The organism is Roseibium hamelinense, assembly GCF_007830545.1.
Classification (GTDB): domain Bacteria; phylum Pseudomonadota; class Alphaproteobacteria; order Rhizobiales; family Stappiaceae; genus Roseibium; species Roseibium hamelinense.
In genome coordinates this window covers 95,604-121,645 of the sequence record NZ_VLLF01000006.1, presented here as the reverse complement: position 1 = coordinate 121,645, position 26,042 = coordinate 95,604, and the positions used below count along the sequence as shown (strand labels likewise).

General features: G+C 55.6%; 26 protein-coding genes. 3 read left to right on the top strand and 23 right to left on the bottom strand.

Features of this window, described 5'->3' with window-relative positions; genetic code table 11:
- The first annotated feature begins 4 nt into the window (after positions 1-4).
- Together JM93_RS13190 and JM93_RS13185 are read left to right on the top strand one after the other, a co-directional pair.
- Positions 5-1,303 carry an NAD(P)/FAD-dependent oxidoreductase gene (locus JM93_RS13190; protein WP_145344130.1) on the top strand — a complete coding sequence of 433 codons (1,299 nt, stop codon included), beginning with the start codon at positions 5-7 and terminating at the stop codon, positions 1,301-1,303.
- A gap of 52 nt (positions 1,304-1,355) precedes the next feature.
- The gene (locus JM93_RS13185; protein WP_145344128.1) at positions 1,356-1,757 is read left to right on the top strand and encodes a DUF427 domain-containing protein; all 402 of its coding nucleotides are present in this window, start codon (positions 1,356-1,358) and stop codon (positions 1,755-1,757) included.
- A gap of 11 nt (positions 1,758-1,768) precedes the next feature.
- Here the strand turns inward: JM93_RS13185 and JM93_RS13180 are convergent, their stop codons facing one another.
- The 12 genes from JM93_RS13180 to JM93_RS13125 all read right to left on the bottom strand — a co-directional run bounded on the left by JM93_RS13180 (position 1,769) and on the right by JM93_RS13125 (position 14,273).
- Positions 1,769-2,431: an HAD family hydrolase gene (locus JM93_RS13180; RefSeq protein ID WP_145344126.1), complete on the bottom strand. Its 663-nt coding sequence runs from the start codon at positions 2,429-2,431 to the stop codon at positions 1,769-1,771.
- Positions 2,373-2,684, bottom strand: a complete 312-nt coding sequence (locus JM93_RS13175) for a Dabb family protein (RefSeq protein WP_155197638.1) — start codon at positions 2,682-2,684, stop codon at positions 2,373-2,375. Before JM93_RS13175 ends, JM93_RS13180 begins: the two co-directional genes overlap by 59 nt.
- Before the next feature lies 1 nt (position 2,685).
- A complete protein-coding gene (locus JM93_RS13170) occupies positions 2,686-3,951 on the bottom strand; it encodes a glycerate kinase type-2 family protein (RefSeq protein WP_145344123.1) in 1,266 nt (421 codons plus the stop codon).
- A complete protein-coding gene (locus JM93_RS13165) occupies positions 3,948-4,964 on the bottom strand; it encodes a LacI family DNA-binding transcriptional regulator (RefSeq protein ID WP_145344121.1) in 1,017 nt (338 codons plus the stop codon). The genes JM93_RS13170 and JM93_RS13165 overlap by 4 nt, the downstream gene beginning before the upstream one ends.
- A 15-nt stretch (positions 4,965-4,979) precedes the next feature.
- Positions 4,980-6,137, bottom strand: a complete 1,158-nt coding sequence (locus JM93_RS13160; RefSeq protein ID WP_145344119.1) for a dihydrodipicolinate synthase family protein — start codon at positions 6,135-6,137, stop codon at positions 4,980-4,982.
- A gap of 1 nt (position 6,138) precedes the next feature.
- Complete coding sequence (locus JM93_RS13155; protein ID WP_145344117.1) at positions 6,139-7,728, bottom strand: GMC family oxidoreductase; 1,590 nt, start codon at positions 7,726-7,728, stop codon at positions 6,139-6,141.
- Positions 7,729-7,739: 11 nt separating this feature from the next.
- Complete coding sequence (locus JM93_RS13150; protein ID WP_145344115.1) at positions 7,740-8,498, bottom strand: 3-ketoacyl-ACP reductase; 759 nt, start codon at positions 8,496-8,498, stop codon at positions 7,740-7,742.
- Positions 8,495-9,973, bottom strand: coding sequence for an FAD-dependent oxidoreductase (locus tag JM93_RS13145; protein ID WP_145344113.1), 1,479 nt, complete (start codon positions 9,971-9,973; stop codon positions 8,495-8,497). Before JM93_RS13145 ends, JM93_RS13150 begins: the two co-directional genes overlap by 4 nt.
- A 93-nt stretch (positions 9,974-10,066) precedes the next feature.
- The gene (locus JM93_RS13140) at positions 10,067-11,176 is read right to left on the bottom strand and encodes an ABC transporter ATP-binding protein (RefSeq protein ID WP_145344111.1); all 1,110 of its coding nucleotides are present in this window, start codon (positions 11,174-11,176) and stop codon (positions 10,067-10,069) included.
- A gap of 4 nt (positions 11,177-11,180) precedes the next feature.
- Entirely contained in the window at positions 11,181-12,062 is an 882-nt protein-coding gene (locus JM93_RS13135; protein ID WP_145344110.1) for a carbohydrate ABC transporter permease, read from the bottom strand.
- Entirely contained in the window at positions 12,062-12,961 is a 900-nt protein-coding gene (locus JM93_RS13130; protein ID WP_145344108.1) for a carbohydrate ABC transporter permease, read from the bottom strand. The genes JM93_RS13135 and JM93_RS13130 overlap by 1 nt, the downstream gene beginning before the upstream one ends.
- Positions 12,962-13,031: 70 nt before the next feature.
- The gene (locus JM93_RS13125) at positions 13,032-14,273 is read right to left on the bottom strand and encodes an ABC transporter substrate-binding protein (protein WP_145344106.1); all 1,242 of its coding nucleotides are present in this window, start codon (positions 14,271-14,273) and stop codon (positions 13,032-13,034) included.
- A 255-nt stretch (positions 14,274-14,528) separates the two neighbouring features.
- Between JM93_RS13125 and JM93_RS13120 the strand changes: the two genes are divergently transcribed.
- Positions 14,529-15,614: a LacI family transcriptional regulator gene (locus tag JM93_RS13120; protein ID WP_208995156.1), complete on the top strand. Its 1,086-nt coding sequence runs from the start codon at positions 14,529-14,531 to the stop codon at positions 15,612-15,614.
- On the opposite strand, the gene JM93_RS13115 is transcribed toward JM93_RS13120, so the two are convergent.
- The 11 genes from JM93_RS13115 to JM93_RS13070 all read right to left on the bottom strand — a co-directional run bounded on the left by JM93_RS13115 (position 15,605) and on the right by JM93_RS13070 (position 26,034).
- A complete protein-coding gene (locus JM93_RS13115) occupies positions 15,605-17,128 on the bottom strand; it encodes an aldehyde dehydrogenase family protein (protein WP_145344104.1) in 1,524 nt (507 codons plus the stop codon). The genes JM93_RS13120 and JM93_RS13115 overlap by 10 nt on opposite strands.
- A gap of 3 nt (positions 17,129-17,131) precedes the next feature.
- A complete protein-coding gene (locus JM93_RS13110) occupies positions 17,132-17,899 on the bottom strand; it encodes an enoyl-CoA hydratase/isomerase family protein (RefSeq protein ID WP_145344102.1) in 768 nt (255 codons plus the stop codon).
- Positions 17,896-19,470 (bottom strand): acyl CoA:acetate/3-ketoacid CoA transferase, encoded by a 1,575-nt coding sequence (locus tag JM93_RS13105; protein ID WP_145344100.1) that lies wholly within the window; start codon positions 19,468-19,470, stop codon positions 17,896-17,898. Before JM93_RS13105 ends, JM93_RS13110 begins: the two co-directional genes overlap by 4 nt.
- 3 nt (positions 19,471-19,473) lie before the next feature.
- Positions 19,474-20,472: a Gfo/Idh/MocA family protein gene (locus tag JM93_RS13100; protein ID WP_145344095.1), complete on the bottom strand. Its 999-nt coding sequence runs from the start codon at positions 20,470-20,472 to the stop codon at positions 19,474-19,476.
- Positions 20,473-20,647: 175 nt separating this feature from the next.
- Complete coding sequence (locus JM93_RS13095) at positions 20,648-21,352, bottom strand: substrate-binding periplasmic protein (protein ID WP_145344093.1); 705 nt, start codon at positions 21,350-21,352, stop codon at positions 20,648-20,650.
- A 206-nt stretch (positions 21,353-21,558) separates the two neighbouring features.
- A complete protein-coding gene (locus tag JM93_RS13090) occupies positions 21,559-21,783 on the bottom strand; it encodes a hypothetical protein (protein ID WP_145344092.1) in 225 nt (74 codons plus the stop codon).
- Entirely contained in the window at positions 21,780-22,532 is a 753-nt protein-coding gene (locus JM93_RS13085) for a hypothetical protein (RefSeq protein ID WP_145344090.1), read from the bottom strand. The genes JM93_RS13090 and JM93_RS13085 overlap by 4 nt, the downstream gene beginning before the upstream one ends.
- Positions 22,529-23,605, bottom strand: a complete 1,077-nt coding sequence (locus JM93_RS13080) for a Rieske 2Fe-2S domain-containing protein (RefSeq protein ID WP_145344088.1) — start codon at positions 23,603-23,605, stop codon at positions 22,529-22,531. Before JM93_RS13080 ends, JM93_RS13085 begins: the two co-directional genes overlap by 4 nt.
- Positions 23,602-23,760, bottom strand: a complete 159-nt coding sequence (locus tag JM93_RS21740) for a hypothetical protein (protein WP_170230648.1) — start codon at positions 23,758-23,760, stop codon at positions 23,602-23,604. Before JM93_RS21740 ends, JM93_RS13080 begins: the two co-directional genes overlap by 4 nt.
- Entirely contained in the window at positions 23,757-23,984 is a 228-nt protein-coding gene (locus JM93_RS13075) for a hypothetical protein (protein ID WP_145344086.1), read from the bottom strand. The genes JM93_RS21740 and JM93_RS13075 overlap by 4 nt, the downstream gene beginning before the upstream one ends.
- A gap of 73 nt (positions 23,985-24,057) precedes the next feature.
- On the bottom strand, positions 24,058-26,034 hold the full coding sequence (locus JM93_RS13070; protein ID WP_145344084.1) for a thiamine pyrophosphate-dependent enzyme: 1,977 nt from the start codon (positions 26,032-26,034) through the stop codon (positions 24,058-24,060).
- Positions 26,035-26,042 lie beyond the last annotated feature (8 nt).

The window sequence follows — 26,042 nt, the reverse complement described above, 5'->3', positions numbered from 1 at the left end:
GAGGATGAACGCAAGCTTGTTCACCGAAGACTTCAAAGCTACGCCTTATTGGTGGGATGCGCACAGCCCTTTGGAAGCCAAACAGACGGACCTTCCAGCAGAAGCAGATGTCGTTGTCATCGGCTCGGGTTATACCGGTCTGAACTCTGCCTTGCAGACCAGCCGAGCGGGATTGTCGACCCTTGTTTTAGACGCAGAAGCTCTGGGATGGGGCTGTAGTACTCGGAATGGCGGCCAAGTCTCAACCAGCGTAAAGCCAACCTATTCCGAACTTGAAAGGCGATACGGGCCCCAGACTGCGATTGCCATCCTGCAGGAAGGCCAGGCATCGCTCGACTACATGCATGAATTGATGCGGACAGAAGGCCTTGATTGCGGCTTTGAAGAGGTCGGCCGGTTCCACGGTGCGCATAAGCCGCATCTTTACGATAAGCTGGCCCGCGACTGCGAGGCTGGCCATAAGGTTTGGAAAACCGATGCGTTCATGGTGCCACGGGCAGACATGGCCAATGAGCTTGGCACCGATGCGTACCATGGCGGCATGGTGTTTCCACATCACTGCAGCATAGATGTCGGCAAGTATCATCCGGCGCTGCTGCGATGCGTGTTGAGTGCGGGCGCACTTATCAAAAGCCATTGCCCGGTTGTATCGATCGAACGGCTCAGCACCGGCTTCCGGTTATCGACCCGGTCGGGGCAAGTAAAGGCCGGCAAAGTCATTTTGGCGACCAATGGCTATTCCGGGCCTCTCTCTCGCCACCACCAGCGGCGTATCATCCCAATCGGGTCCTATGTGATTGCAACAGAGGAACTCGATCAGGATTTAGTCGCCAAGGCGTTCCCCACCAATCGGATTTGGTCGGACACACGCAGACTGGTATACTATTACCGCCTGTCACCCGACCGGAAGCGCGTCTTGTTCGGTGGTAGGGTCTCCTTGAGCGAGACCGATCCGCGCAAGAGTGCGGTGAAGCTGCATCATGATCTGGTCGACCTGTTTCCTGAACTGGCGAAAACCCGGGTCAGCCACTCGTGGATGGGCTTCGTCGGCTACACATTCGATACGCTGGCTCACTGCGCCGAAGACAACGGGCTGTTTCATGCCATGGGTTATTGCGGGTCAGGCGTCGGTATGGCGAGCTATCTCGGCATGCGTATGGGACGCAAGGCAGCTGGGTTTGACAAAGCACTGTCCCCGTTGGAGCGCATATCCTTCCCGACGAGACCTTTGTACTCAGGAAACCCATGGTTTCTCGCACCTTCAGTTCTTGTTTACCGCCTGCGGGACCGTTTCGGGGTTTGACCTCTTTTGTCGTGTGCCCAAGTGTTCATGTGATCAGACCAGCAGGGACATCATGGCACTCAAAGCAAACCTCATATCCGCGCCAGCTTTTGAAAGCGCCGCGCGCAATCCGCATGACCCCAACCATCTCATGGTGATCAAACCCGTGAAGCAGCGGGTCCGCGTTTTTCACGGCGACTGTCTCTTGGCGGACAGTCATTCCGCGAAGCGTGTCCTCGAGGTGGGCCACGGAGTGTACGATCCGGTGATTTATATTCCGGTCAAAGACATTGTCTTTGATTTCACTCCAGTTGAGAAATCGACCCACTGCCCAATCAAGGGCGATGCGCGTTATGTTGCGGCGCATGGTGAAGAGGTTGGCTGGGTGTATGACACGCCGCTCCCTATGGCCACGGAACTCGGCGAGTGCTACGCCTTTTGGCCTGACAAGACTCGCCTCGTCATTGGCATGTAGGGTCTTGGTTTTTACAACCCCAGAGAGCTTCTGAAGGCACCTAAAGCGCTGCTGTCGCGCACATCAAGGACAGACACACCCGCCGCATTGGCGGCTTCCAGGCCCTGTTGACTGTCCTCCAGGACGAGGGTCCGCGTATGGGCGGCTTTTAACCGGGTGACGGTGGCTGTAAAAATTTCAGGATGAGGTTTGGGATGCGTGACGTCGGAAATTGTCACAACGGTGTCGAAATATTTTCCCAAGCCATGCACCGCCAAGACGGCATTTACAATTTCGCCTTCGGCGTTCGACGCAACGGCCATCGGCACTCGGCTGTGGAGAACGCGGGCAATTTCAGCGACCGGTTCATTCGGTTTAGAACCGGCCGCAAGTTTCACTGTATGCCCAACGCTCTCGGAGATTAGTTTCTCACGGTCCAGTTTGCGGTTGTGTTGAGTCTCCAACTCATCAAGCAGCTGCATGCGCGACAAGCCGCCTCGTGCCGCATACCAGGCGCGCGCGAGCGTGATGCCCTGGCGTGAGAGGGCGGATGAGAGGGCTGTGAAATGCATATCACCTGTCTGGACGAGTGTGCCGTCGCAATCAAAAATCAACGCATCGAAGCACAAATCGGTATTACTCGGCTTCAATATCAGCCACCAAAATACCTTCATATCCACCAGCGCACGCGGCAATCAGCATTCCGCCGGCTTTCTGGTGAACAGGGTGTTTCTCGTAGGCCAGATGCGCCTCTCGATCATTGAATGTGCAAACAAACCCGTATTGATGGTTGGGCGTCTTATTCTCAAAGTCTTTGTTTGGGCCGTGGACGAACCCGATCATGCCGGGAACCGACTGACCCAGGCTTTCAAGAAGCTGCATGGGCTCATCCAAGACCGATAAGTCTGCCGGATCCGCCAGGGATAGGAATACACAGTGTTTGATCACGTCAGGTCTCCGGATAAATTAGTAAGGCTCGGAAATCGTTCACGTTCGTCAGAGTCGGACCAGGAACAACCTGGTCGCCGAGTTTTTCGAAAAAGCTGTGCGCATCGTTCCGCGCAAGGTATGCGGTGGCATCCAAACCAATTTGGTGCGCACGCGCCAGTGTCGAGGGGTCAATGACCGCGCCGGCGACGTCTGCTGCACCATCGACCCCGTCCGTATCGCAAGCGATCGCATGAATGCCCACTTGCCCGTTGAGCGCAAGGGCAAGAGCCAGCGCGTATTCCGCGTTCGGACCGCCAACACCATTGCCGAGCCGCGTCACGGTCAGCTCACCGCCGGACAGCAAGAGAAGAGGAGAGTTATTGGCTTTCAAGTTTTTCTGTCTCAAGATCGCCAGATGAGCATGTTGCTCCGCGATCTCCCGCGCCTCTCCTTCAATGGCATCGCCAAGCACTTCAGGCTGCAATCCGAGTTCAATCCCGAGATCCGCAGCAGAAGCGAGGGACTGGGACGGTGCAGCAAAAACCGTATTTGTCACGTTTGAAAGCCTCGGATCGTCTGTCCCCAGCACGCCAGTCTTTTTTGACAGAACGCGAGCAACAGATCTTGGCACATCAATTGACCACTGCCGAATGATCGATAGCGCATCCTCGCCAGTGCTGTTATCGCCAACGGTTGGCCCGGATCCGATAAGCGCCGGATCGTCGCCCGGAACGTCGGAGATCATCAAACACAGCAGTTTCGCCGGCCACGCCGCAGCCGCAAGCTGACCACCTTTAACGCAGCTCAGATGCTTGCGGACGATGTTCATTTGTCCGATCGGCGCGCCCGAGGCCAGAAGCGCTTCGTTCACAGCCTGTTTTTCAGCCAACGTGATCTGGCCAGCCGGCGCTGTTAACAGCGCCGAAGCGCCACCAGAGATCAGGGCGAGAACGAAGTCGTCTTCAGTCAGGCCTTCCAGCCGCGCGAGCAGCCGTTGGGTGTGCTCCAGCCCGGCTGCATCCGGCACGGGATGCGCTGCTTCCGCAATTTCGATATACTGGCAAGGGCGGGCATAGCCGTAGCGGGTAATGACAACCCCCTCGCATGGCCCCCAAACGGCTTCCACCGCTTCCGCCATGCGTGCAGATGCCTTTCCCGCACCAATGACAACACACCTGCCACGAGGCTTTTCAGGCAGATAATCAGCAAGACTCCTAGTCGGGTCTGCAACCTCTACCGCTTTGTCGAACAGGCGCAACAGAGTTTCGCGTGGGGACAAGCTCATATGGAAACATTTCCCAAACTCGACATTCGGGCAACCAATTCCACACCACCGCGCCGTACAGGCTCCGGCTTTTTCGCAGTTTCAAGCCAGCCGAGCATGGTGACGGCCGCTTCAGCGGCAAAGTCCTTGATGTCGCAACTAACCGAAGAAAGCTTCGGCCACACTTCACTGCACTCTTCAATGTCATCAAAACCGATCAGCTTGAAGTCCCGGCCGGCTTGTCGGCCGATCTGATTGAAGCCCGAGAGCATGCCGAGCGCGACAAGATCGTTAAAGCAAACAGCACCATCGATGTCGGGATGGTTTTCGGACAAATCGATAGCCGTTTCCCGGCCGAACGTTCTTGAAGACCGGCCTAGCATCCGGATTGGTTCAAGACCTGCCTCTTGAATGGCTTCAAGATAGCCGGACAGCCGTTCATCTGTAATAGAGCGGCCTTCAAGCCCGCCGACAAACGCAATCTTTTTTGCCCCTGCATCAAGCAGGTGTTCGGTCGCCAGAATGGCACCGCGGTGATTGTCCGGCGCAAAAAGAGGGAAAAGGTCGCATCGCCGGTCAACGTGCCGCAAAACCTGCATTGTCGGAACCTGTGCGCGGGCAAGCAGATCGAAGCAGAGTCTTTCATCTCCATAACTCGGCGAAATCAGGATTCCGGACACGCCGTGCTCGATCATCGACCCAACAACCTGAAGCTGAAGGCTTGTATCCTCATCCGTATTCGCAAGCACGGTCGCGTAACCTTTTGCGGAAAAAGCCATCTGGGCGGTGGTGGCAAATTCGGTGAAAAACGGGTTGCGCAGATCGTTGATGACGAGTCCTATGAGCCCCGCATTTGCAGAGCGCAGATTGGCGGCCGCCCGATTGTAGACGTAGCCGAGCTGGGCCATGGTTTTGCGCACCAGTTCAACGGTCTCTGCCTTAACGAGCGGGCTTTCCTGTAACACGAGCGAAACGGTTGATTTGGAGACCCCTGCCGCCTGCGCAACATCTATGATGGTTGGCCGCTTTTTCACACCGCATCCAGTCCTTCATATACCATGGAGCGCCAGCAGCTGCCGCATCCGTGTTTCTGCCAGATCGGTTTTAGACAACAAGCCCGCCTGATCCGCAAGCCGGTACAGTGAAGCATAATGAGTGATGTCACGGGAAGATTGAAATCCGCCTGGCATGATGAAATGCGACTGCGCACCATTTAGCCAGGCAAGAAAAGCGATCCCAGCCTTGTAAAACTGGGTCGGGGCCCGAAATATTTCGCGGCTAAGCGGAACTGTCGGAGCAAGCAAACGATGGTAGGTCTGCCTGTCGCCTTGAGCCAACGCCTCAAGCGCTTGGGCCGCAGCAGGTGCGATCGCCGCAAATATCCCTAGTAGAGCATGGGAATGATGGGTTCCGTCCCCCTCAATCAAAGGCGCGTAGTTAAAATCATCCCCCGTGTAGAGCCGGACACCATCTGGCAAACGCGCTCGAAACCGCTCTTCTTTACTCTGCTCCAACAACGAGATCTTGATCCCGTCAACTTTCGCCTCATGCGCCTTGATAATTTCGAGTACAGTTTCAGTGGCGTCTTCGAATGCCTCGCTTCCCCAATAGCCTTTGAGGGCGGGATCAAACATATCCCCGAGCCAATGCAAGATGACGGGTTCGCGCGCCTGAGACAACAGCCGGTCATAGACGGACTTATAGGTTTCAGGCTGGGCACCAATGGCCGGCAAGGCCCGAGTTGCCATTATAATGACTTGGCCACCGGCCGCTTCGATTGCAGACATCTGCGTCTCATACGCAGTGATGACAGCATGTGCGTCGCCAAGCTCTCCAAGGGTCTTGTGATCTGTGCCAGCTCCGCATGCGACACGCGGTTTCAAAGGATGCGCCTTTGCCTCAGACATAGTGCGCTCGATCAACTCTTTTGCAGTCAACCAGTCGACACCCATACCCCGTTGTGCGGTGTCCATCGCCTCCGCCAACCCGAGCCCCTGATCCCACAACCAATACCGGAACCGCAGTGTGTTTTCCCAGTCGACTGCCGGACGGCCGACCCAAGGGTCGCGTTCCCGCAGGGGGTCGGAAACGACGTGGGCCGCAGCGAATACGGTTCGTGAGAAGGCGCATTTCGGTGAACGCGGCTGCAATGCCACACCTGTCAACATGTAGTCAGCAAGCGTTCCTTCAGGGGTCGGCAACAGCATGTCAGGAAATCCCATTGTCTGCTCGGATCATGTCAGCAGCCTTCTCGCCGATCATGATTGCAGGAGCGTTTGTATTCGATGAGTTGACCGTCGGCATGATCGAGGCGTCGGCCACCCTCAAGCCAGTTAAACCTTTGAACTTCAACCGCACATCGACAACCGCATCCGGATCCGACCCCATTCGGCAGGTGCCAGCTGCGTGATGGGAGGTCTTGGAGTGTTCGCAGATGAAGTCGAAATACTCGGCGTCTGTTTTAACGTTTGGTCCCGGCAAACGTTCTGCCTTGATGAATGGTTTGAGCGGTTCTTGAGCCAGAATTCTCTGCGCCAGTTTCAAGCCCTCAATGGACAATTCCTTGTCACGCGGGTCTTCAAGGTAGTTTGGGTCAATCAGCGGCGCATCCGCCGGATCTGCACTCTTGAGGCGTACCGTTCCGCGCGAGCGCGGGCGAAGATAGCAGGCGTTCAAGGTAACCCCGCCATTCGGCATGGAGGCAACCCCGGACTCTATTCCGGTTCCCAGACCCAGATGCAGCTGTATATCCGGTGACCGTGCCTCGGGATCCGCATACCAAAAGCCACCCGTTTCAAATAGGCTGGAGGCCACTGGTCCTGTCTTTGTGAAAAGGTACTGCAGCCCGGCCACCGCCGACCAATGCAGCTTTGCATACTTGTCATAAGTGTGCGGACCGCTGACCTCGCAAATTGTGTAAAGGTCCAAGTGGTCCTGTAAATTCGATCCGACACCAGGCTGGTCGAGGATCGGGCGTATCCCGATACGGTCCAATTCGTTTGCAGGTCCGATGCCGGACAACTGCAAAAGGCGCGGCGACCCAATCGCACCTGACGATAAAATGACTTCCTTCGCTGCAAGGATGCGCGTCCCGTCGACGAGCTCAACGCCCGAAACCTGGCTGTTTTCGACAGCAATCCTGCGGACCTGAACGCCAGTTCGAACAACCAGATTTTTCCGGCCCCGGTTAGGCGCGAGATAAGCCATAGCAGCGGAAGAACGACGGGCATTGCGCTGTGTCAGCTGATAGTATCCGACCCCATCGGGCTTCTCGCCGGTCATATCCTGGTTGCGCGGAATACCAAGTGCAGCGGCGGCCTCAAAATAGGCCTCGCAAATCGGCAAAGGCGCGACCGGTTGAGAGACACCGAGCGGGCCACCCTTGCGATGGTAGTCGTTTTCGAATGTGTCATTGTCTTCTGCTCTTTTAAAATAGGGCAGAACATCGTCGTAGCTCCAGCCTTCGCAGCCCAGCTGCCGCCATTCGTCATAATCGAGTCGGCTGCCGCGCGTGTAGATCTGCGCGTTGATCGCTGACCCGCCGCCGATCACTTTCGCCTGGGTGTACCGGAAGACTTTACCCTGCATGTGCTTTTGCGGCACGGTGTGCCAACCCCAACTCCCAATGCCCTTGGTCATTTTCGCAAAACCGGCCGGCACATGATAATAGGGATGTTGGTCGCGCCCTCCTGCCTCCAGCAGCAAGACGCGCACATCAGGGTTTTCAGAAAGTCGTGCAGCAAGCACACAGCCGGCCGACCCGCCACCAACAATTATGAAATCGAATGTCTCAGTCATGAGGTCCGCCCTTAAAGCCGATGAATGGAAAGGCCGCCATCAACGGCAATGACCGAGCCTGTTGCAAAGGCGAATTGCCCGTGGGCCAATGGAACGACAACAGAACCGATATCCGCGGGCTGCCCCCACCGGCGCGCAGGCACAAGCCCCTGTTCAATCCGCGTTGTATAGGTGTCTTTCACACCTGACGTCATGGGAGTTTCTATGATGCCGGGCCTCAATTCAAAAACGCCGATCCCGGCCTCCGCCAAGCGCGCGGCAAAGAGCTTCGTCATCATAGACGCCGCGGCTTTTGAAAGACAGTACTCGGCACGCTCAACCGAGACCAATTCGGCGCTGACCGACGTCACGAATGTTATTGAACGGTAGGTCTCGGCGGGTTGGCGGAGCATCCGTTGCGCCACTTGCTGCGCAAGAAAAAAAGCCCCTTTCAAGTTTACATCCATGACATAATCAAAGTTTTCAGGGGCCATCTCGAGCATATCCCCCCGCACTTTTGGCGGAACGCCTGCGTTTGATACAAACGCGGCTACCGGGCCCTTTTCCCGTTCGATGCGATCAAGAAGATCGCCAGTGCTGCCGATGCACCTCAGATCGTGCTGGAAATACGTCACATTGGACCCCAGAAACTCCTTGCCCACGCATACGCTCTGAGCGTCTTCGGGAAGTTCGGCGGCCCAAACCACCTCAAACCCGGCCTTTACAAGAGCATCGGATATTCCAAGGCCAATGCCTTGTTGACCACCTGTCACAAGTGCGATGCGCTTCATACGCCCAACTCCTGATGCTTGATGGTATCGGCGGCGCGCAAGGCCATAGCTGCAACACTCAGGGCTGGATTCACGGCTGCGGACGTCGGCAGGCAACCGGCGTCAACCACATAAAGGTTCGGATGGTCGAAGGCACGGCAATCAGGTCTCAGCGGTGCCAGTGCCGGATCACGGCCAATTCGGACCGTCCCACATTGGTGGGACGGAACGGAAGCATCAAAAAGGCGGTTCAGAACTATCGGGAAGCCGGCGCGCTTAAGATCCCTTGCAAACCTTCGTACAAGACGTTTGTGCGGTCCAAGGTTGCTGCGTTTCCAACTCAATCTGATTTGATTCCCCTCAAGGGTCACCCGGCTTTCTGGATCCGGCAAATCCTCCGTAATTGCGTAAAAGTCTACGGCATGGCGCGACACCCAATCGAGCAGGAAGCCGGGCACTCCCTTTATCTGGCCGCGCAGAATATCGCCGGTTACCCGCCCGAGCAGCTGTATGTTTCCCAAGGGATAGCCACCTGCACCATCATCGAAATAATAGTCATTCACGCCGAACGTTTTTTGGTATTGGCTGGTATTGTTGAACCTTGGATCAATTGCGAGGATCGCACTCGCATTATGGTTCATATAATTGCGCCCGACCTGGTCGGATTTGTTCGCCACGTCAGATGCCAAAAGAAGCGCCGCAGACTGTATGGCACCAGCGGCCAGAACAACAATTTTTGGCGAAAACTTCTGTTCTTCGCCATTGACTAAGGCAACAACCCGCTCGATGCGTCCGTTGCTGCAGGCCTCCAGTCTTACCACGCGCGCATTGGTTCTGAGCTCAAAGTTCGGGTTACTTCGTGCTGTGGCCAGACCGCACGTCTCCGCATCCATTTTTCCCGAGCGTGTATCGGGGAAACCGTCAAACGTCGTTCTGCGTTTTGCGGTCCAGGCCGCAATATCGACCCCAAGCGGCAGCGAGAACGGGCTCAGGCCCGTCGCCCTTAGACGCTCACGAGCTTCGGCGATCGATGGCTCGTCCGGCACCGGGGCATGCGGATAGGGAAACGTCCGCCCCGGTTCGCATACATCCTGGCCGGTCGTACCGCGCACCTGATAAAGAGCTTCTGCTTGGTCATACCAAGGTGCTAAATCCTGGTAGGTTATCGGCCACGCAGGAGACACACCGTCTTCATGTTCGACCTCGCCGAAGTCCTGCTCACGATATCGAATGAGCACCGCACCGTAAAATTTTGAGTTTCCACCGACATTGTAGTGATTGCCCGGACGGAACTGACGTCCCGCCTCATCCAACCAGGTCTCGTTGGGCAGGAAATGATCGCTTGCAAAGACAGCGCGCGGCGATTTTGCCTCCAGCGTGTCGGAAATTTGGTGGCCCCGCTCCAGCATAAGAATCGACGCATCTGTCTGTGCCAAACCGGCCGCCAGGCTCGCCCCCCCCATTCCGGAGCCGATGATGATGATATCTGGGTTCATTTCCTCACCAAAATGTCCCGACTTCTATTTTTAGAACGTTCCAAATTTGAACACAAAGAAAAGCGCAGTGCAATCTGCGCTTTTCAGAATTATTCAGCGGATGCGGTTTTCCGTCTCGGGATCAAAAAGCACAGCCTTGTCCATGTTGATGGCGAAAGGGAATATGTCACCCGGCTTAACCACAACATCGGCACGAAAACGGCCAGTAATCTCCTTACTGCCAAATTCACTTACCACAAACGTATCCGAACCTGCAGGTTCGGTAACTTCAACACGGGCTTCAACCTGGTGGATGGCCTTGCTGTTCCGGTCGGCACCGTCAAGGTCGGTAATTGCTTCCGGTCGGATCCCGAGAATGACCGACCGGCCATCGTGCTCGGCCATGGCAGGATTGGGAAGCGGCAGAGCACCGGTTTTTCCATCGACGAGAGTGAATTCCGCCTGCGGCACGCCGTTCGCGACCGCAATTTTTGCCGGGAACAAGTTCATTGACGGCGAGCCCATGAACCCTGCAACGAACATGTTTGCCGGGTCGTCATAGATCTCTTTCGGGGTGCCAAGCTGTTGAACATACCCGCCGAACATCACTGCGATCCGCGTCGAGAGGGTCAAAGCCTCGATCTGGTCATGGGTCACGTAAACAATCGTCGTGCCAAGCTTTTGGTGCAACTTCTTGATCTCAGTGCGCATATCGACACGCAGCTTCGCATCAAGGTTCGACAGCGGCTCATCAAACAAGAAGACGTCCGGGTCCCGTACGAGCGCGCGGCCCATGGCCACGCGCTGGCGTTGACCGCCAGACAATTGGCCAGGTTTCCGGTCAAGCAGTTTAGTGATCTGCAACAACTCGGCAACATCGCGGACGGCTTCTTCGCGTTTAGGCTTCGGCACACCATGCATCTCAAGACCGAATGCAATGTTTTGCGCAACATTCATATTCGGGTAGAGGGCGTAGGACTGAAACACCATAGCGATGTTCCGCTCCGCCGGACGCACTTCGTTCATCCGGTTGCCTCGGATAGCAATTTCGCCGCTGGTAACTTCTTCCAGCCCTGCAATCATGTTCAACAAAGTCGACTTTCCGCAGCCCGAAGGCCCAACCAACACAAGGAACTCGCCTTCTTCCACGGCAATGTTAGTTTCATGCAGGACCTGCAGGGAACCGTAGGACTTGGTGGCATTTTTGATATCAAGAAAACCCATTGGATTACCCTTTCACGGACCCGGCCATCAAACCGCGGACGAAGAAGCGCCCTGCGACGATGTAGACTAGAAGGGTCGGAAGCGCGGCCATGATCGCGCCGGCAAAATGGACGTTGTATTCCTTCACCCCGGTGGAGGAGGAGACGAGATTGTTGAGCGCAACCGTCATCGGTTGGCTGTCAAAGTCAGCAAAGCTGGCGCCGAACAGGAAGTCGTTCCAGATGTTTGTAAACTGCCAGATGATACAAACGACGGCAATTGGACCAGACGACGGCAGCATGATGCGCTGGAAGATCTTGAAGAAGCCGGCACCGTCGATCATTGCGGCCCGGACAAGTTCTGTCGGGAACTGGGCATAATAGTTGCGGAAATACAGCGTCGAAAAACCAATGCCGTAGACGAGGTGAACGAAGATCAGTCCAGGCACAGTTCCGGCCAGTCCCATGAGGCCCAGCATGCGCGCCATCGGAATCAGCACCATCTGGAAGGGTATAAAACACCCGAACAACATGAGGCCGAAAATGATGGTATCCCCACGGAAGCGCCACTTGGTCAAAACATACCCGTTCAGAGCACCCAAAATCGTGGAGATCGCAACCGCCGGAACCACCATCAAGATGGAATTCATGAAGTAAGGTCTGAGACCGGTCGCTTCAATGCCGATTTGCGCCGTCGACCAGGCGCTGCCCCAGGGAGCCAGTGTCCAGGTCTGTGGCAGGGACAGCATGCCGCCGCCGCGGATTTCGTCGAGCGGCTTAAGCGAGTTCACCACCATGACGTAGAGCGGCAGAAGGTAATAAATGCAAAAAACGATCAGCACAGTGTAGATGACGAACCGGGAAACACGTCCAGTTCGCACAACCGTATCGGAAGCGCCGCCAGCCATTATTTCTTCTCCCGAAGTTCGGACCACAGATAGGGCACAATTATCGCGGCGATCGTCATCAGCATGATGGTCGCAGATGCGGCACCAATACCCATCTGATTTCGCGTAAAGGTGTAAGAATACATGAAGGTGGCAGGCAATTCTGTCGCTCGGCCAGGACCGCCGTTGGTCAGTGCAATGACAAGATCATAGGACTTGATCGCCATATGAGCCAGCACCACGAAGGCCGACATAAAGGCAGGCCGAAGCTGTGGGATTACAATCCGGCGATAAAGCGCCCAGTTCGATGCGCCATCAATCTGTGCCGCCTTTAGGACTTCATTGTCGATCCCGCGCAAACCAGCAAGAAACATGGCCATGACAAAACCGGAGGTCTGCCAAACGGCTGCAATGACAATGGTGTAGATCGCCATATCTCGGTTCTTGATCCAGTCGAACTCGAAGCTGGTGAACCCCCAGCTTTGGACCACCGCTTCAAGGCCGATGCCGGGATCAAGAAACCACTTCCATGCCGTTCCGGTAACGATGAAACTCAGCGCCATCGGATAAAGATAAATGGTCCGTATGAAGCCTTCCGAACGGATCTTTTGATCGAGAAGGATCGCCAGTCCGAGCCCCAGCGCGCAGCAGATCAGGATATACAGCCCGCCAAATACCAAAAGATTGTTGACGGCAATGTCCCAAGCTCGGAGGCTAAACAGCTTGTCATAGTTTTCCGCGCCGACCCAACCGAAACTCGGCAGCAACCGGCTGTCGGTAAAGGACAGGTAGAACGTGAAAAAGATGAACCCGTAGACGAAGATCAACACCAGCGCGAGACTGGGGCTGAGCACGATCTTCGGCAGCGCCTCACGAAGCCAGTCGCCTGACCCCTTTCGCGCGGAAACCGACTGCGTCATGCAAAGATGTCTCCCCAAAAACGGGACGGGCTCCGATGGCCCGCCCCTTTCTTATGATTTTTGGCCGCGCTTACTGCGCGATTTCGACTGCGCTCACCATTTCTTCGACGGCTGTTTCCGAATCGTACTCGCCGTTAAAGTGGGCAGTGATCACGTCATACATTGCGTTTTTGACAGCCGCCGGATTGGCGTGACCATGCGCCATGGAGCCATATAGGTTGCCACTGGCTGCGGCAGCCTTCAGATCCGCCATGCCTTTCTTGCCGCAAGCATCGAATGCTTCGTCGGAAACGTCGGTCCGCGCAGGCACAGAACCTTTTACGACATTAAAGGCTGACTGGAAGGACGGAGACAGAATCGCGGTCGCAAGAGCAGCTTGCTCTTTGCCGACTTCCGGTCCCTGCGCGAACATCGCGAACTGGTCAGCATTGAAAGTGACTTGCTCTTGAGTGCCTGGGAAGCGGAAGCAAAGGAAGTCCTCATTGGGGGTCTTCCCGGCGTTCAGGAATTCGCCCTTGGCCCAGTCACCCATCATCTGGAACGCGGCGTCGCCATTGATGACCATTGCAGTTGCCAGATTCCAGTCACGACCCGAGAAGTTGTCATCCACGTGCTCGCGGATAACCGCCATACGGTCAAACGCTTCCTTCATTGTGCCTGACCCCAGAGCGTCCGGGTCCAGATCGATGAAGGCTTTTTGGTAGAATTCAGGACCGCCGGTTGACATGGCTACGGCGTCAAACACCGTTGCGTCCTGCCAAGCTTGACCGCCGTGAGCGATCGGTGTCTTGCCGGCTGCTTTTACTTTCTCAAGTGCCGCAACAAACTCATCCCATGTCTGAGGCACATCGATACCGAGCTCGTCCAGAACGGCCTTGTTTGCCCAAACCCAATTCGTGGAATGCACGTTGACCGGCGCAGACACCCATTTGCCGTCATGCTTGGCGAACCTCTGCAGAGCCTCCGGAACCACAGAATCCCAGCCTTCTAGTCCTGCTTGAATGTTCAGGTCAGCAAGAGCACCCTCCTGGGCCCAGTCTTGAATATCAAAACCGAGCATCTGCACTGCTGTTGGCGGGTTGCCGGACGTGACGCGGGCACGAAGCACAGTCATGGCCTGTGTGCCACCGCCTCCGGCAACCGGCATGTCCTGCCATCCAATGCCCTGACCGCTCAGGTCATCTTTCAAAACGTTCAAAGCGGCAGCTTCGCCGCCCGACGTCCACCAATGCAGAACCTCGACGTCTTCTGCGTGCGCTACACCGGCGGTCAATGCCAGAGCGGCCACGCCCAACTTAAGTGATTTCAACATGCGGAATTTCCTCCCTAACTCAGCCTTTTAGGCTCTTCGACGGGTAGGCACGCCGGCCCACTGTCGGATAGTCTATATTGTAACGTTGCAAAACCATCGAATGTCAATGCCTTTTTCAGTTTGCATTGAACAGTAATTTTTTCTCTTTAATTCAATTAGTTATTATGCTGCACTGCGGCATTGCAGTGCACAATCGTTCCTTGTTGCAACGTTACAAATTACCTGCTTACACTAAGTGACTTGAAATTCTCCTCCTTGGCAATCACGAGAACGGGTACACCGCGCGAAATGGTGGGCGATATCGACGAAAAACCAGCGGATCAAACCGTGCGTCCAACTTTGAAAACGGTGGCCGAAGAGAGCGGTTTTGCCGTAACGACGGTCTCTCGTGCCCTCGCCGACGACCCGCGTATTGCAAAGGATACACGGCAGAAGGTGGCTGATATCGCCCATCGGCTCGGTTATGTGCCGAATCGGGCGGCGCAGAGACTGAGAACCGGCCGCACAAAGGTGATTAGCCTTCTGCTTAACACCACGCACGAGTTTCTGAGTTTTACCTCCGAGTTCCTGAGTGGCATGACCGACGGTCTGGCCGGCACCGGCTATGCCGTTACCATTACTCCGGACAGGCTGGCGGAGGATCGGCTCGAAGTGATCCGGAATATCCGCCGCAACTCTCTTGCCGACGCCATCGTGTTCACACGGACAGAGTGTTTTGATGAACGCGTCCGCTATTTGCTGGAGCACAACTTTCCCTTTGCGACGCATGGCCGAACCGACTTCACGACGCCGCACCCCTTTGTCGACTTCGACAATGAAGTGTTCGCGCGGATGGCTGTCGACCGGCTGGTCGCAAAGGGCCGCAAACATATTTGCATGGTCATGCCGCAGGAGCGCTTCACCTTCAGCCAGCATCTCCGGTTTGGAGCCCGGCAGGCAGCCAGCAACCACGGGATCAAACTGACCATACCGGATCGGATTGACCTCGACAGCGCCCCCGACCTTATTGCGGAGACCCTGCGCGGCCTGCACACGGGACACCATGCGCCAGATGGTTACGTCTGTGTCGGTGAAGTGATGGCCCTGATCACCATGGCTGCCCTTCAAGACGCTGGTTTGACCCAGGGGCGGGAGGTCGATGTAGTCGCCAAACGTGCGTCGCCGATTTCCAACTACTTCCGCCCAAAAATTGAAACTATCAACGAAGATCTGAAAGCGACCGGCCGAGCCATGGCAGAGGTTTTGCTGCGCCGGATTGCAGGAGCCCCGACAAGCGACACCCAAGTCCTGCTCTCGCCAGAAGGCGGGTTCTCGGCGTGCAAAGATCTCAATCATTTTTGAACCCAGGCAGCTCTCGTTTTTCCAATCCGCATAAGAACCGATTTGGTCTCGAGAAATTCTTCTATTCCATACCTCCCAAGCTCCCGGCCTAGCCCGCTTTCCTTCACCCCACCGAACGGGATTTCAGAATAACCGTCCATCCAAGTATTGGTCCAAACCGTTCCCGCTTGGGCTTCTCGCGCAAACGAAAGGCATGTGTGAACATTTTCGCTCCAAACACCGGCCGAGAGACCGTAACTGGTGGAATTCGCTAAAGACACGGCCTCATCGAATTCCGTAAAGGTCAGAACTGACAGAACAGGCCCAAAAACCTCTTCCCTGGCAATCGGCATATCGGCGCTGAGTGACGAAACGACCGTTGGCATGAAGAACCTGCCGGTTAAGCCCGGCACTTCCAGTGCTTGACCGCCGAGCCGAATGTCAGCGCCCGCGTCGCTGGCCGCTTTCACATATCCGGCGATCTTATCGTTGTGCGCTTCAGAGATGATCGCACCGACCTGCGTTCGCGGATCCTGCGGATCGCCAAACGGCACCTTGCGCGAAAGTTCGACCACCTTTTCCGTCAGCAGTTCAGCCACATCTTCGTGCGCGATAATCCGGCTGCCGGAATTGCAGCATTCGCCAGCGTTGAAATAGACTCCGAAGACGATTGCGTCTGCGGCCTGATCGAGATCCGCATCAGGGAAAATCACTTGCGGATTTTTGCCTCCAAGCTCCAGCGACACCTTTTTCAAAGACGCGGACGTTGCTTCGACAATTTTCTTTCCAACAGCAGTCGAGCCGGTGAACGTAACCATATCGACGGCTTCATGCGTTGACATGGAAGATCCAACCGGATCGCCGTAACCCAAAACGATGTTCACGACACCGGCGGGAAAGCCTGCTGCCTGGATCAACTCGCCCAGGATGACCGTTGTCGACGGGGTCAGCTCAGACGGCTTGACAACGGCCGTGCAACCAGCAGCTAACGCAAAGGGGAGCTTTTGACTAACAATCAGGAACGGAAAATTCCAAGGTGTTATCATTGAGACAACACCAACTGGCTCTTTCAAGATCATCCCCAGCATATCGCCGCCAAGCGAGTTGTGACTATCGCCGTGAAGCGTTCTTGCAAGCGCTGCCGCGTAGCGCCAAATATCGACCGCACCTTCGATTTCAGCCTTCGCCTGAGTAATCGGCTTGCCGCTTTCGAGGGTTTCAAACAACGCAATACGGTTGCGATTCTGGGAAATAAGATCAGCAACCGTTAGCAGAAGCGTTGATCGGTCCTTGCCGGACATTTTTTTCCATACACCCTCGTCGAACGCTTTGCGCGCAGACATTATCGCGGCCTCGACTTCTGTTGCCCCGCCGTTCGCACTAACGCTTACGACATGTCCGTGGGAGGGCGACAATCTCTCGAAGGTTGCGCTGTCTGAACTGTCCAGCCATGAGCCACCAATCAGGTGCCGGCCGGTAAATGTAGTTTCCGGCAGATTGAGCTTGCCGGCTTCAACAACAGTGATATCTGACATGAATTAGGTTCCGGGAAATTCGGGTTTGCGTTTTTCCGCGAAGGCGGCCACGCCTTCGATTTTGTCCTGACTTGCGCCGATCATGCCGCTTCCGAGCGCCTCGACCATCGCCGAACGGTCTTCTCCAACCGCTGCATGGACCATATATTTTGCGACCTCTGTCGCCCGAGCTGACGTTTCAACCAGTTTTTCGAGAATCTGCCGTGCCAGCGCTTCCGGGTTTTCATTCACGTCTGCGACAAAACCGATAGCTTGGGCCCGTTCAGCGGATATCCGGCGACCGAATAACACCATTTCTTTAAGCACGGGCTCCGGTATCAGCCGTGCAAGGCGTTGAGTGCCTGACCACCCCGGAACAATTCCAATATGCGGTTCTGGCAGGGCCAGGCTCGCCCGCGGTGCAACGACACGCAGATCGCAGGCTGCGGCGAGTTCCAAGCCACCACCGAAGGCATGTGCTCCGATGGCCGCGATCGTCGGCTTCGAAAGGCGGGCCAGACGGTCGAATATCCGGTGGCCATCGCGCACCCAACAACGCGCGAACTCTAGCGGCGGGATATCTTTCCAAGCGATGATATCTGCACCGGCACAAAAGGCTTTCGCTGGCGCAGCCTTAATAAGGACACCGACTACATCCACTTGGCCTTCCAAGTTGGCACAATGACGCTCCAGGTCAGACAACATTTGCGGTGTAAAGGCGTTAAGCTTGTCAGGATTGTTCAGCGTCAACGTGGCAATATGCCCGGCAATATCCAGGTCAACCCTACTCACAGCTCAAGCCCCATAGGCTCCGCCGACAGCAAGGATGTCGGCATGGTGATTGCCTGTTCAGACAGCTGTACTCGGCCTTGCGACGCACCGACAATGTCAGCTAGAGGATTGATACCGGGCATGATTTCAGTCGCGACCAGCCCATCTTCCGTCAGCCGCATCACGCAGCGCTCGGTCACATAAAGCACGTCCTGTCCAGTCTGCAGCCCCCGCTGTCCCGCGAAGGTGACATGCTCGACCGCTTCTACCATTTTTGTAAATTTACCTTTTGAGGCAACCTTCAAACCATCGGGCCTGATATCCAGCTGAGCGCCGGCTTCAAAGAAGCCGGAAAACACGATTTTCCGCGCGTGCGCAGTAATATCCACAAAGCCGCCGCACCCGGCTGTGAGATATGGTTTTTTACCCAGTTTCGAGACATTCACATTTCCCTTGGTGTCCACTTCAAGAAACGACAGGAAGGACACATCGAAACCACCGCCTTGAAAATAAGCGAATTGGTTCGGCGAGGGCACAAAGGCATCCGCATTAGACGCACATCCGAAAGCAAAACCGGTCAGGGGCATGCCGCCGACAGCCCCTTGCTCAATTGCCCAGGTCACGGACCTGGCATGCCCCTCCTCCAGCAAAATCCGCGGCACAAGGGCAGAAATCCCGAATCCGAGGTTCGCTGTTTGGCCCGCCTGGAGCTCCATCGCAGCGCGCCGGGCAATGATTTTTTCGACACCGTGGTCTGCCAGTGAAAAACTGTCCCACGGCCGCATAATCTCGCCCGAGATTGCGGGATCGTAATCGGTCTCGGTCGTCTGTTTCTGATCCGGGGCAACGACGATAAGGTCGACAAGATGCCCGGGGACATGAACGTCATGAGGGCGCAATGATCCAGTTGCAGTGACACGCTTTACCTGGGCAATGACAAGCCCACGGTGATTGCGGGTCGCAATTGCCTGATCGAGCGATCCAAGGGTCGCCCCCTCGTGTTCATAGGTCAGGTTGCCGTGTTCATCTGCTGTGGTGGCACGGATGATTGCGACATTCGGAACGATGTTCGGGAAATGCAGCCAGGTGTCCCCTGCGAAGTTTTGACGAAAAACGATTGGTTTGTCCGCTGCAACGTCATTCATCGCGCAGCCTTCTCGGACCGGGTCTACAAAGGTCTCCAAGCCAACCTTCGTCAAAACACCCGGGCGGCGGGCCGCAACATCACGGTGCATGTCGAACATGATCCCGGACGGCACGTTATACGCAGCGACACGATTTTCGACGACCATCTTCCAAATGTTCGGCATCGGAAGCGATGACGGTCCAGATGGATAAGACCCCGCAATGATCGTAGATAGCAGGTCCTCTTTTGCGATGTGATCGACACCCTTCACGCCATACATGTCTCCTGCGGCGATCGGGTGCAAAGTCGTAAGGTTCCGCGGATGTCCTTCGACATCAAACCGCTTGCTTAGAGCTTCCAAAACAGCATCAGGGCATCCAAGGCCGGACGAGGACGAAACCGTAACAACTGCACCGTCTGTGATCCGCGCAACTGCCTGCGCGGCGGAAACGATCTTGCCGGTCATAATTCAGATTTCCTCGTAAACGACCTTGGTGCGCTGCCCGGTCCGGGCGGACCTCGCTACGGCTTCGGCAACCGCAAGTGATTTGACCCCATCGGCACCATCCGCAGACGGACGGCCTTGCCCGGCGACGGCCTCGGAGAACAGGGCGACTGCCCGCTCATAAAGATTGTGGTCAGCGAAACCGACACTCTCTCGACCGCTTTCGGTGACCAGCACAATCTCCCCAACCGGTCTTTGAGTCATCACATTACGGGCGACAACCGAACCCTCTGTCCCGTGAATTTCTAAGCCCGACTCAGTGTATTTGTGGGTGAAACTCTCATGGGTTTGGACCATGACGCCGGAGGGCATCTGCCAAATGGACATGCAGCTGTCTTCAACGCCAGTCCCGAGCCCGGATTCCGCCGACATTGCAACTACATCAGTTGGGTCTTCGTTTAAGTGAAATCGAACAGTGTCCGCATCATGAACCACGATGTCGGGGATAACCCCTCCGCCCGCGGCTGGGTTGTCAATCCGCCACCCCTGCAGGTGCGGCGGAAGATAAACGGCGTGAAATACACGAATGCTCAGAACCTTGCCGATCCGGCCGGATGTTACCGCGTCTTTGATTGCCAAATGGGATCCGGCATTTCTGAGATGGTGGTTGGTCGCAAAAACCAAACCTGCATTCTTGGCCGCGCGGACCATCTCGGCGGCATCTTTTGACGTCATGGCCAGCGGCTTTTCGCAAAGGACATGTTTGCCGGCTTTTATCGCCGCTATAGCCTGCGGAAAGTGTTTTTCATTTGTCGTGGAGATGTAAACAGCCTCAATTTCAGGATCGGATAGCAGCTCGTCCAGACTGGCGGTTCCCCGTGCAATACTGTGGGCTTTGCTGTATTCAGCGGCCCGGCTTGGATCCGAACTGAGAACACTGACAACATCTCCGCCGGCAGCACGGAAGGCGCCGATCATCCATTCTGATGCGATCGTGCTCGCACCGATCAAGCCCCACTTCATAAAACCTCCCAGCGCCAGCGAATGCAGGCGTTTCAAGTTTTTGGATCGTTCCAAATAGTGTGCCGAGACTGGCTATGGAAGTCAAGGAGGAACATGATCGGCGGAAGAATGCCTTTGGCAGAAAACAAAAACCCCGGCAGGAGCCGGGGTTTCGCTTATTCTTGAAATGGAACACTTACTTTGCGTTCGCGTCCCACATTTCAGCCAGCTTTGCGCCGTCCGGATGTGCTTTGCTGAACATGATATACATGGGCACGGTCCGCAGAGCATCCGTTGCCGCGAGCTCGGAAGCACCGTCACCAAAAAGCTTGTCTTTCATTAGGTTGCCGACAACCTCATTTTCAATGAAAACATCGGCACGTCCGCCTTCGAGAAACTTCCAGGCGAGATCATCACTGGCGACTTCGTGGATATCAACACCCGCATCGGCCAGTGGAGTGTTGTACCAGTAACCAGTGATACCAACGACCTTCAAACCTTGCGCGGCTATATCATCGAGCGATGTGATGGTCAAACCATCCGGGAACTTGTCCTTCCGGTAAAAGACAACGTCCTTCTGTTCTTCGATTGGGGTTTTCGGGTAGATGAAGTCGGCTTCGCGCTCTTCCGTGTGTGACCAAGGAAATGTCGCAACCATGTCGCCGCGCTTTGTCAACTCCAATGCACGGTTCCAGGTCGAATAATCATATGCGACCTCATGTCCTCCTGACGTGAAGACTTCGGCCACCTTTTGCGAATGCAAACCGTTGCCTTCGAGTTCCGACCCCACATAGGGCGCCCACTCACCAACAGCGAGTTTGACGGTATCTGCATGAGCGGAAAAAGAAACCATAGCACCAATTGCGAAGGCACCAGCCGCAAGAGATTTGAAGAAGTTCATGACTGCTCCCAAGTTTGAACTGGGAGGACGGTCCCTCAAAAATATTTCCAAATACTGACTAAACTCGTTAGAGATCCTGTTTTTACGAAATATCGATAACGAAATCGCAGTTAGGTTACCCACACGTAAAAAAGACCTAGTTAAATATCACCGTAAAGGCTACCAATATTGAACTTCAGAATAGACATGAACCAACGAGACGGAGATTACTTCAGAAACCTTGACATAAGCGCTTGCGCAAGACTGAGAAACAGAAAGACCGCCAGAAAACCGAAAAGAAACCGCAAATCAGCCAACACCGTACCACCAGCGAATTTGCGAGCGAGCTGATTTCCTTCCGACCAAACGAAGTAACTCGCGACAACAAACAACAACGTCACCGCAGCAGTAATTGAGATGCTTTTCCAGTTCGAGGGTTTATCTGCACTCATCTCAGCACCCTTGCCGTATCCATATCTGCCTTGAAAACAAGAAGATCGTCCAGTCGCTCGACATCGCCTTCGATTTCGACATAGAGCGCCAGCAGATCCTTGATCTCATCTCCCATGACGTTGCCGTTTGCATCAGTCATCAAGAAGAAGTTCCGACCCGCAACCGGCCCGGTAGAGACAAACACGGGCGGTATTCCCCCGGTGATACACAGGTCTGCACACGCCTTGTGCGCAAGACCGCGTCCCGGACGCATGGCCCCGGCATAACACTTGCCATCACAAATTTCACCACTCAGCCGCCATCTTCCAAGCGGGACAGGTTCCGACATGTCAAATGCCCCCTCAGCATCTTCAACCTGCGTCACCCCGCCGACTTGAACCATGGTCAAGTCGCCGCGCTTTACCGGAACGCCGCGTACGGTCACCGCCACACCTTGGTTCTCCCGCGCCTGATCGAATACGCCGCGCTTGCCCTGACCGGTCAGCATATAGGTTTTCGGAGCGCCACCTTCGGCACCCGTTGTGCGAAATACGGGGTAAGGCCGGAGTTCGAGGAACCCAGTTTCTTCAAACGGGGCGCCCCATTGAAAAGCTCCGTCGCCAGGATCGTCCTGTGTCGAGGACAATGCCAGTGCGGCGAGTCCTAGACCGGCAACGAAACAAACGGCAAACACGCCAAGAAACGCAACCAATTGCTTCGGGATCGGCAGATAGCCGACGAAAAACGGCTTGTCTCTTTGGGAGCTCATGACGCTTCTCCAATGACGACCGGCTCGACATAAGTGCCCGGCGCTTGAGGGTTCGGATCCAGCAGGATCGTTGTTCCGACCAGCATTAATCTGTAGGTTGAGATTTTTTCCGTAAATGGCGCGGGAGATCGGCCATCTTCAGGCTGATATTGATAGCCGTGCCAGGGACAAGTTATGGCCCCGTCAATTATCCGGCCTTCACCAAGCGGTCCATTTTGATGAGCGCACGCATTGCTGAGTGCAGATAATTTGCCCTTGTATTTCCAGACAGCTACCCGGTCGTGGCCAGGCACCGAAACGACCTTGGCGCGGTTGCTTTCAATCTCGCCAACATCACAGACAACAATCCAGCCGCCTTGTTCCAGAGCCTCGACTTCTGAGCTTGCATCCGCCTGATAATTGTCGGCCGCCATCTCCGCCCGGCCAGCTGCAAAGTGCAACCCGCCCACCAGTAATACGCTTGCAGCAACAACACTTGTGAAGACCGGATCATCGGGACCCTGAAGAGCACCCAGCGCAACGTGGAGCACGACAAACGCATAGGCCGGGTAAATCAGCATGTGCAGCGCCTTCCAAAGCGGCGCTCCCAGAAAGCTGAGCCAAAAGTCATGACTGGTGGCCGCCAGTATGAACAGGATCAACAGTGCAGCGATCCCCAAGGTTTCAAAAGGAAAACCCAAGACCTGACCGTAACTTGTGTTTGACGACAGCAGAGCGACATACCGGTCAGTCGGACTGAAGTTGAAGTACCAACCTAAAACGTAGTTTGCATGAACCGCAGCGACGGCTGCAGTCAGCACACCGAAATGACGCCTGTTATACAGTAGCGGCAAAAACCGACGGTCCAGCCGAGCGAGCGGACCGATGCACAAAATGATCGTCAGCATCAAAAACGCGCAACTCCCGAACGCGCGCATTCGCAGTACAGCACCATCTATGGGCCGTGTCACATCCTGATAGAAGGGACCGACGCTGGTATAAAGGTAGATGTACCCAATTACTCCCGCCAAAAGCACTGCGTCGTAAAGATACTTGTTCCGGTTCCACAACACTGGCGCATATTTAACGCTCATTGGACCGCCTCCCCTTCTGGGGCGCTGATGAGAACCGGTGGCCGGTCAAGCGGAACCGTTTGCCGCAAAGCCAAGACTGCGAACAAAGCCAAGGGCAGCGCAAATGCCAGGATCGTCCAGATCCTTGCATGAGCAACACGATGCGCGCGCTTCATGAGCCTTCTCCATCACCTGACTTTTTTTCTAGGGCCAACCATCGGTACAAGACCAATGGCCACAGAAGACATATGCCGGGAATGAGAAGTGGACGGAACGCGTAAGACCCGCGGGAAGAGGGGTCTATCCGGTCAATTCCAATACCTAAAAAAAAGGCGGCAACAACAACGCCGACAATCAAATAGTAACGCCCGATATCGATCAGAAACGCACTCGTTTCCACGTGCAGCCTCCTCAGTGCTCGCAATCTCGTTGCGGGAAACAAAGCCGTTTAGACCTTGCTTCCCGATAGTATTTCACACCAAATCCGCGTCTGTCATCACCTCGACGAGGGATGGCCCCTTGTGTGCAAACGCCTCTGAGAGCGCATCATGCAGCTGGTCGGCCTCTGTGACGCGCACTCCATGGCCGCCGCACAGTCGTGCAAAAGCGGAAAATGATGGATTTGTGAGGCTTGTCTCCCACACCGGCCACTCCCCTGCCTTTTGCTCTTTCGAGATTTTACCGAGTTCGCCGTTGTTCAGCAGGATGTGCGTGATGTTCATCCCGTATTTCACGGCGGTTGTGAATTCCATGGCGTATTGGCCAAACCCGCCATCGCCGGAAATGGAAATCACCTTGCGGCCCTTAAACTCATCAGAGTCTTGAGTCGCGCACCAAGCCCCCAGCGCGGCAGGAAGGGCGAAGCCGATTGACCCGAGATAGCCGGACATCAGGATGCGCTGCCCGCGCGGTTCAAAATAGCGGCCGAAGGAATAGGTGTTGTTGCCAACGTCTACAGGGATGACTGCATCTTGAGGACACACATCCGTCAAGGCCTTGAAGAGCGCTGCGGAATGGATGCCCTGGCCGCGATGTTCTGCCAAACGCATTTCCTTCTCATCGCGCCAGATCTGCCACCGCTCTACGTTTTCGGCAATCTGGTCATCAGCACCCGGTGCCTTGCCAACCTTCGGCATAAGACTGCCGCAAAATGCGCTGAGTTCACTCCAGACCGGCAGTGTTACGGCATGGAATTTTCCAAGCTGCATGCGCTCGAAATCGACCTGAATGATAGGTTTGTAAGGCGCAATACCGGTATGATTGGAAAAGGACGAACCCAGAGCAATGATCAGATCGGCTTCGTTCATGAACCAGCTGGCAATCGGCGTTCCGGACCGGCCAAGTACACCTGCAGCATTCTGATGCGTGTCCGGTATCAACCCTTTGCCCTTGAAAGTCGTCATGACCGGAGCGCCGATCTTTTCCGCAAATGCGATGATCTGCTCGCGGACTTCAATGGCGCCATAGCCCAGTACGATAACAGGCCGTTTCGCCTCGTTGATCATTCGCGCAGCGTCTTCTAAGTCTGCTGCTGCCGGCGAAACATCTGTCCGGCCGAGACGGCCTTCGGGGCCGCGAGCTGGTGCGTCGCTCGGTATTGTTTGAACATCATCAGGGAAAATAAGGTTGGACACATCCCGCTCGACAAGAGCGTTCTTGAGCGCAAGCGACATGAGCTCTGCATGGTTGGACGAAGGAAGAACCGGTTGAGAAAACCGGGAGACCGCCTCAAAGGCCGACTTCAGATCGATATCCTGAAAGGCGCCCGGACCGAACACCTGAGTTTGCACCTGACCTGTCAGCGCAAGAACTGGCGCGCGGTCGACTTTCGCGTCCCAGAGGCCGGTCAGCAGGTTTGTCGCGCCAGGCCCTGCAATGGTCAGGCAGGCAGCTGGCTTGCCAGTTAGTTTGCCATAGGCGGAGGCAGCAAAGGCGGCAGCTCCCTCATGCCGGATGCCGACGTACCCCAGAGCGCCCTTGTTGACTTGATTGCGCAAAGCTTCGGCGAGCCCCAGGTTCGAGTGCCCGACCATACCGAACACACGTTTGACACCCCAATTGACCATGGTCTCGGCCATAACATCGGAGACTGTCCGCTCTCGCTCAGGCTCGGGCTCGAGCCCAATAAAGATTTCCTCTGCCTCGATTTTAAGCGGATAAAGCTTTTGTCCGGTGTCCTCATGACCTCCTGGAGGCGTGCCGGATATCGGATCGAAATCCCAACCATGCCAGGGACATCTGATCCAGCACTTTCCATCGCTTCCCCTTTCGATTGAGCCCTCGCCCAAGGGCCCGCCCTGATGAGGACAATGATTGTCCATGGCGGCCCACTGGCCGTCAAAATGCGACAGGCAGATGGAAGTGGTTCGAGCCGTTACAGTTTTAACCCGGCCTTCCGGGAGATCACTGATTTTGCCCACCGAAATCCAATCGAGGTTTTGTGCATCCATAAACTGTC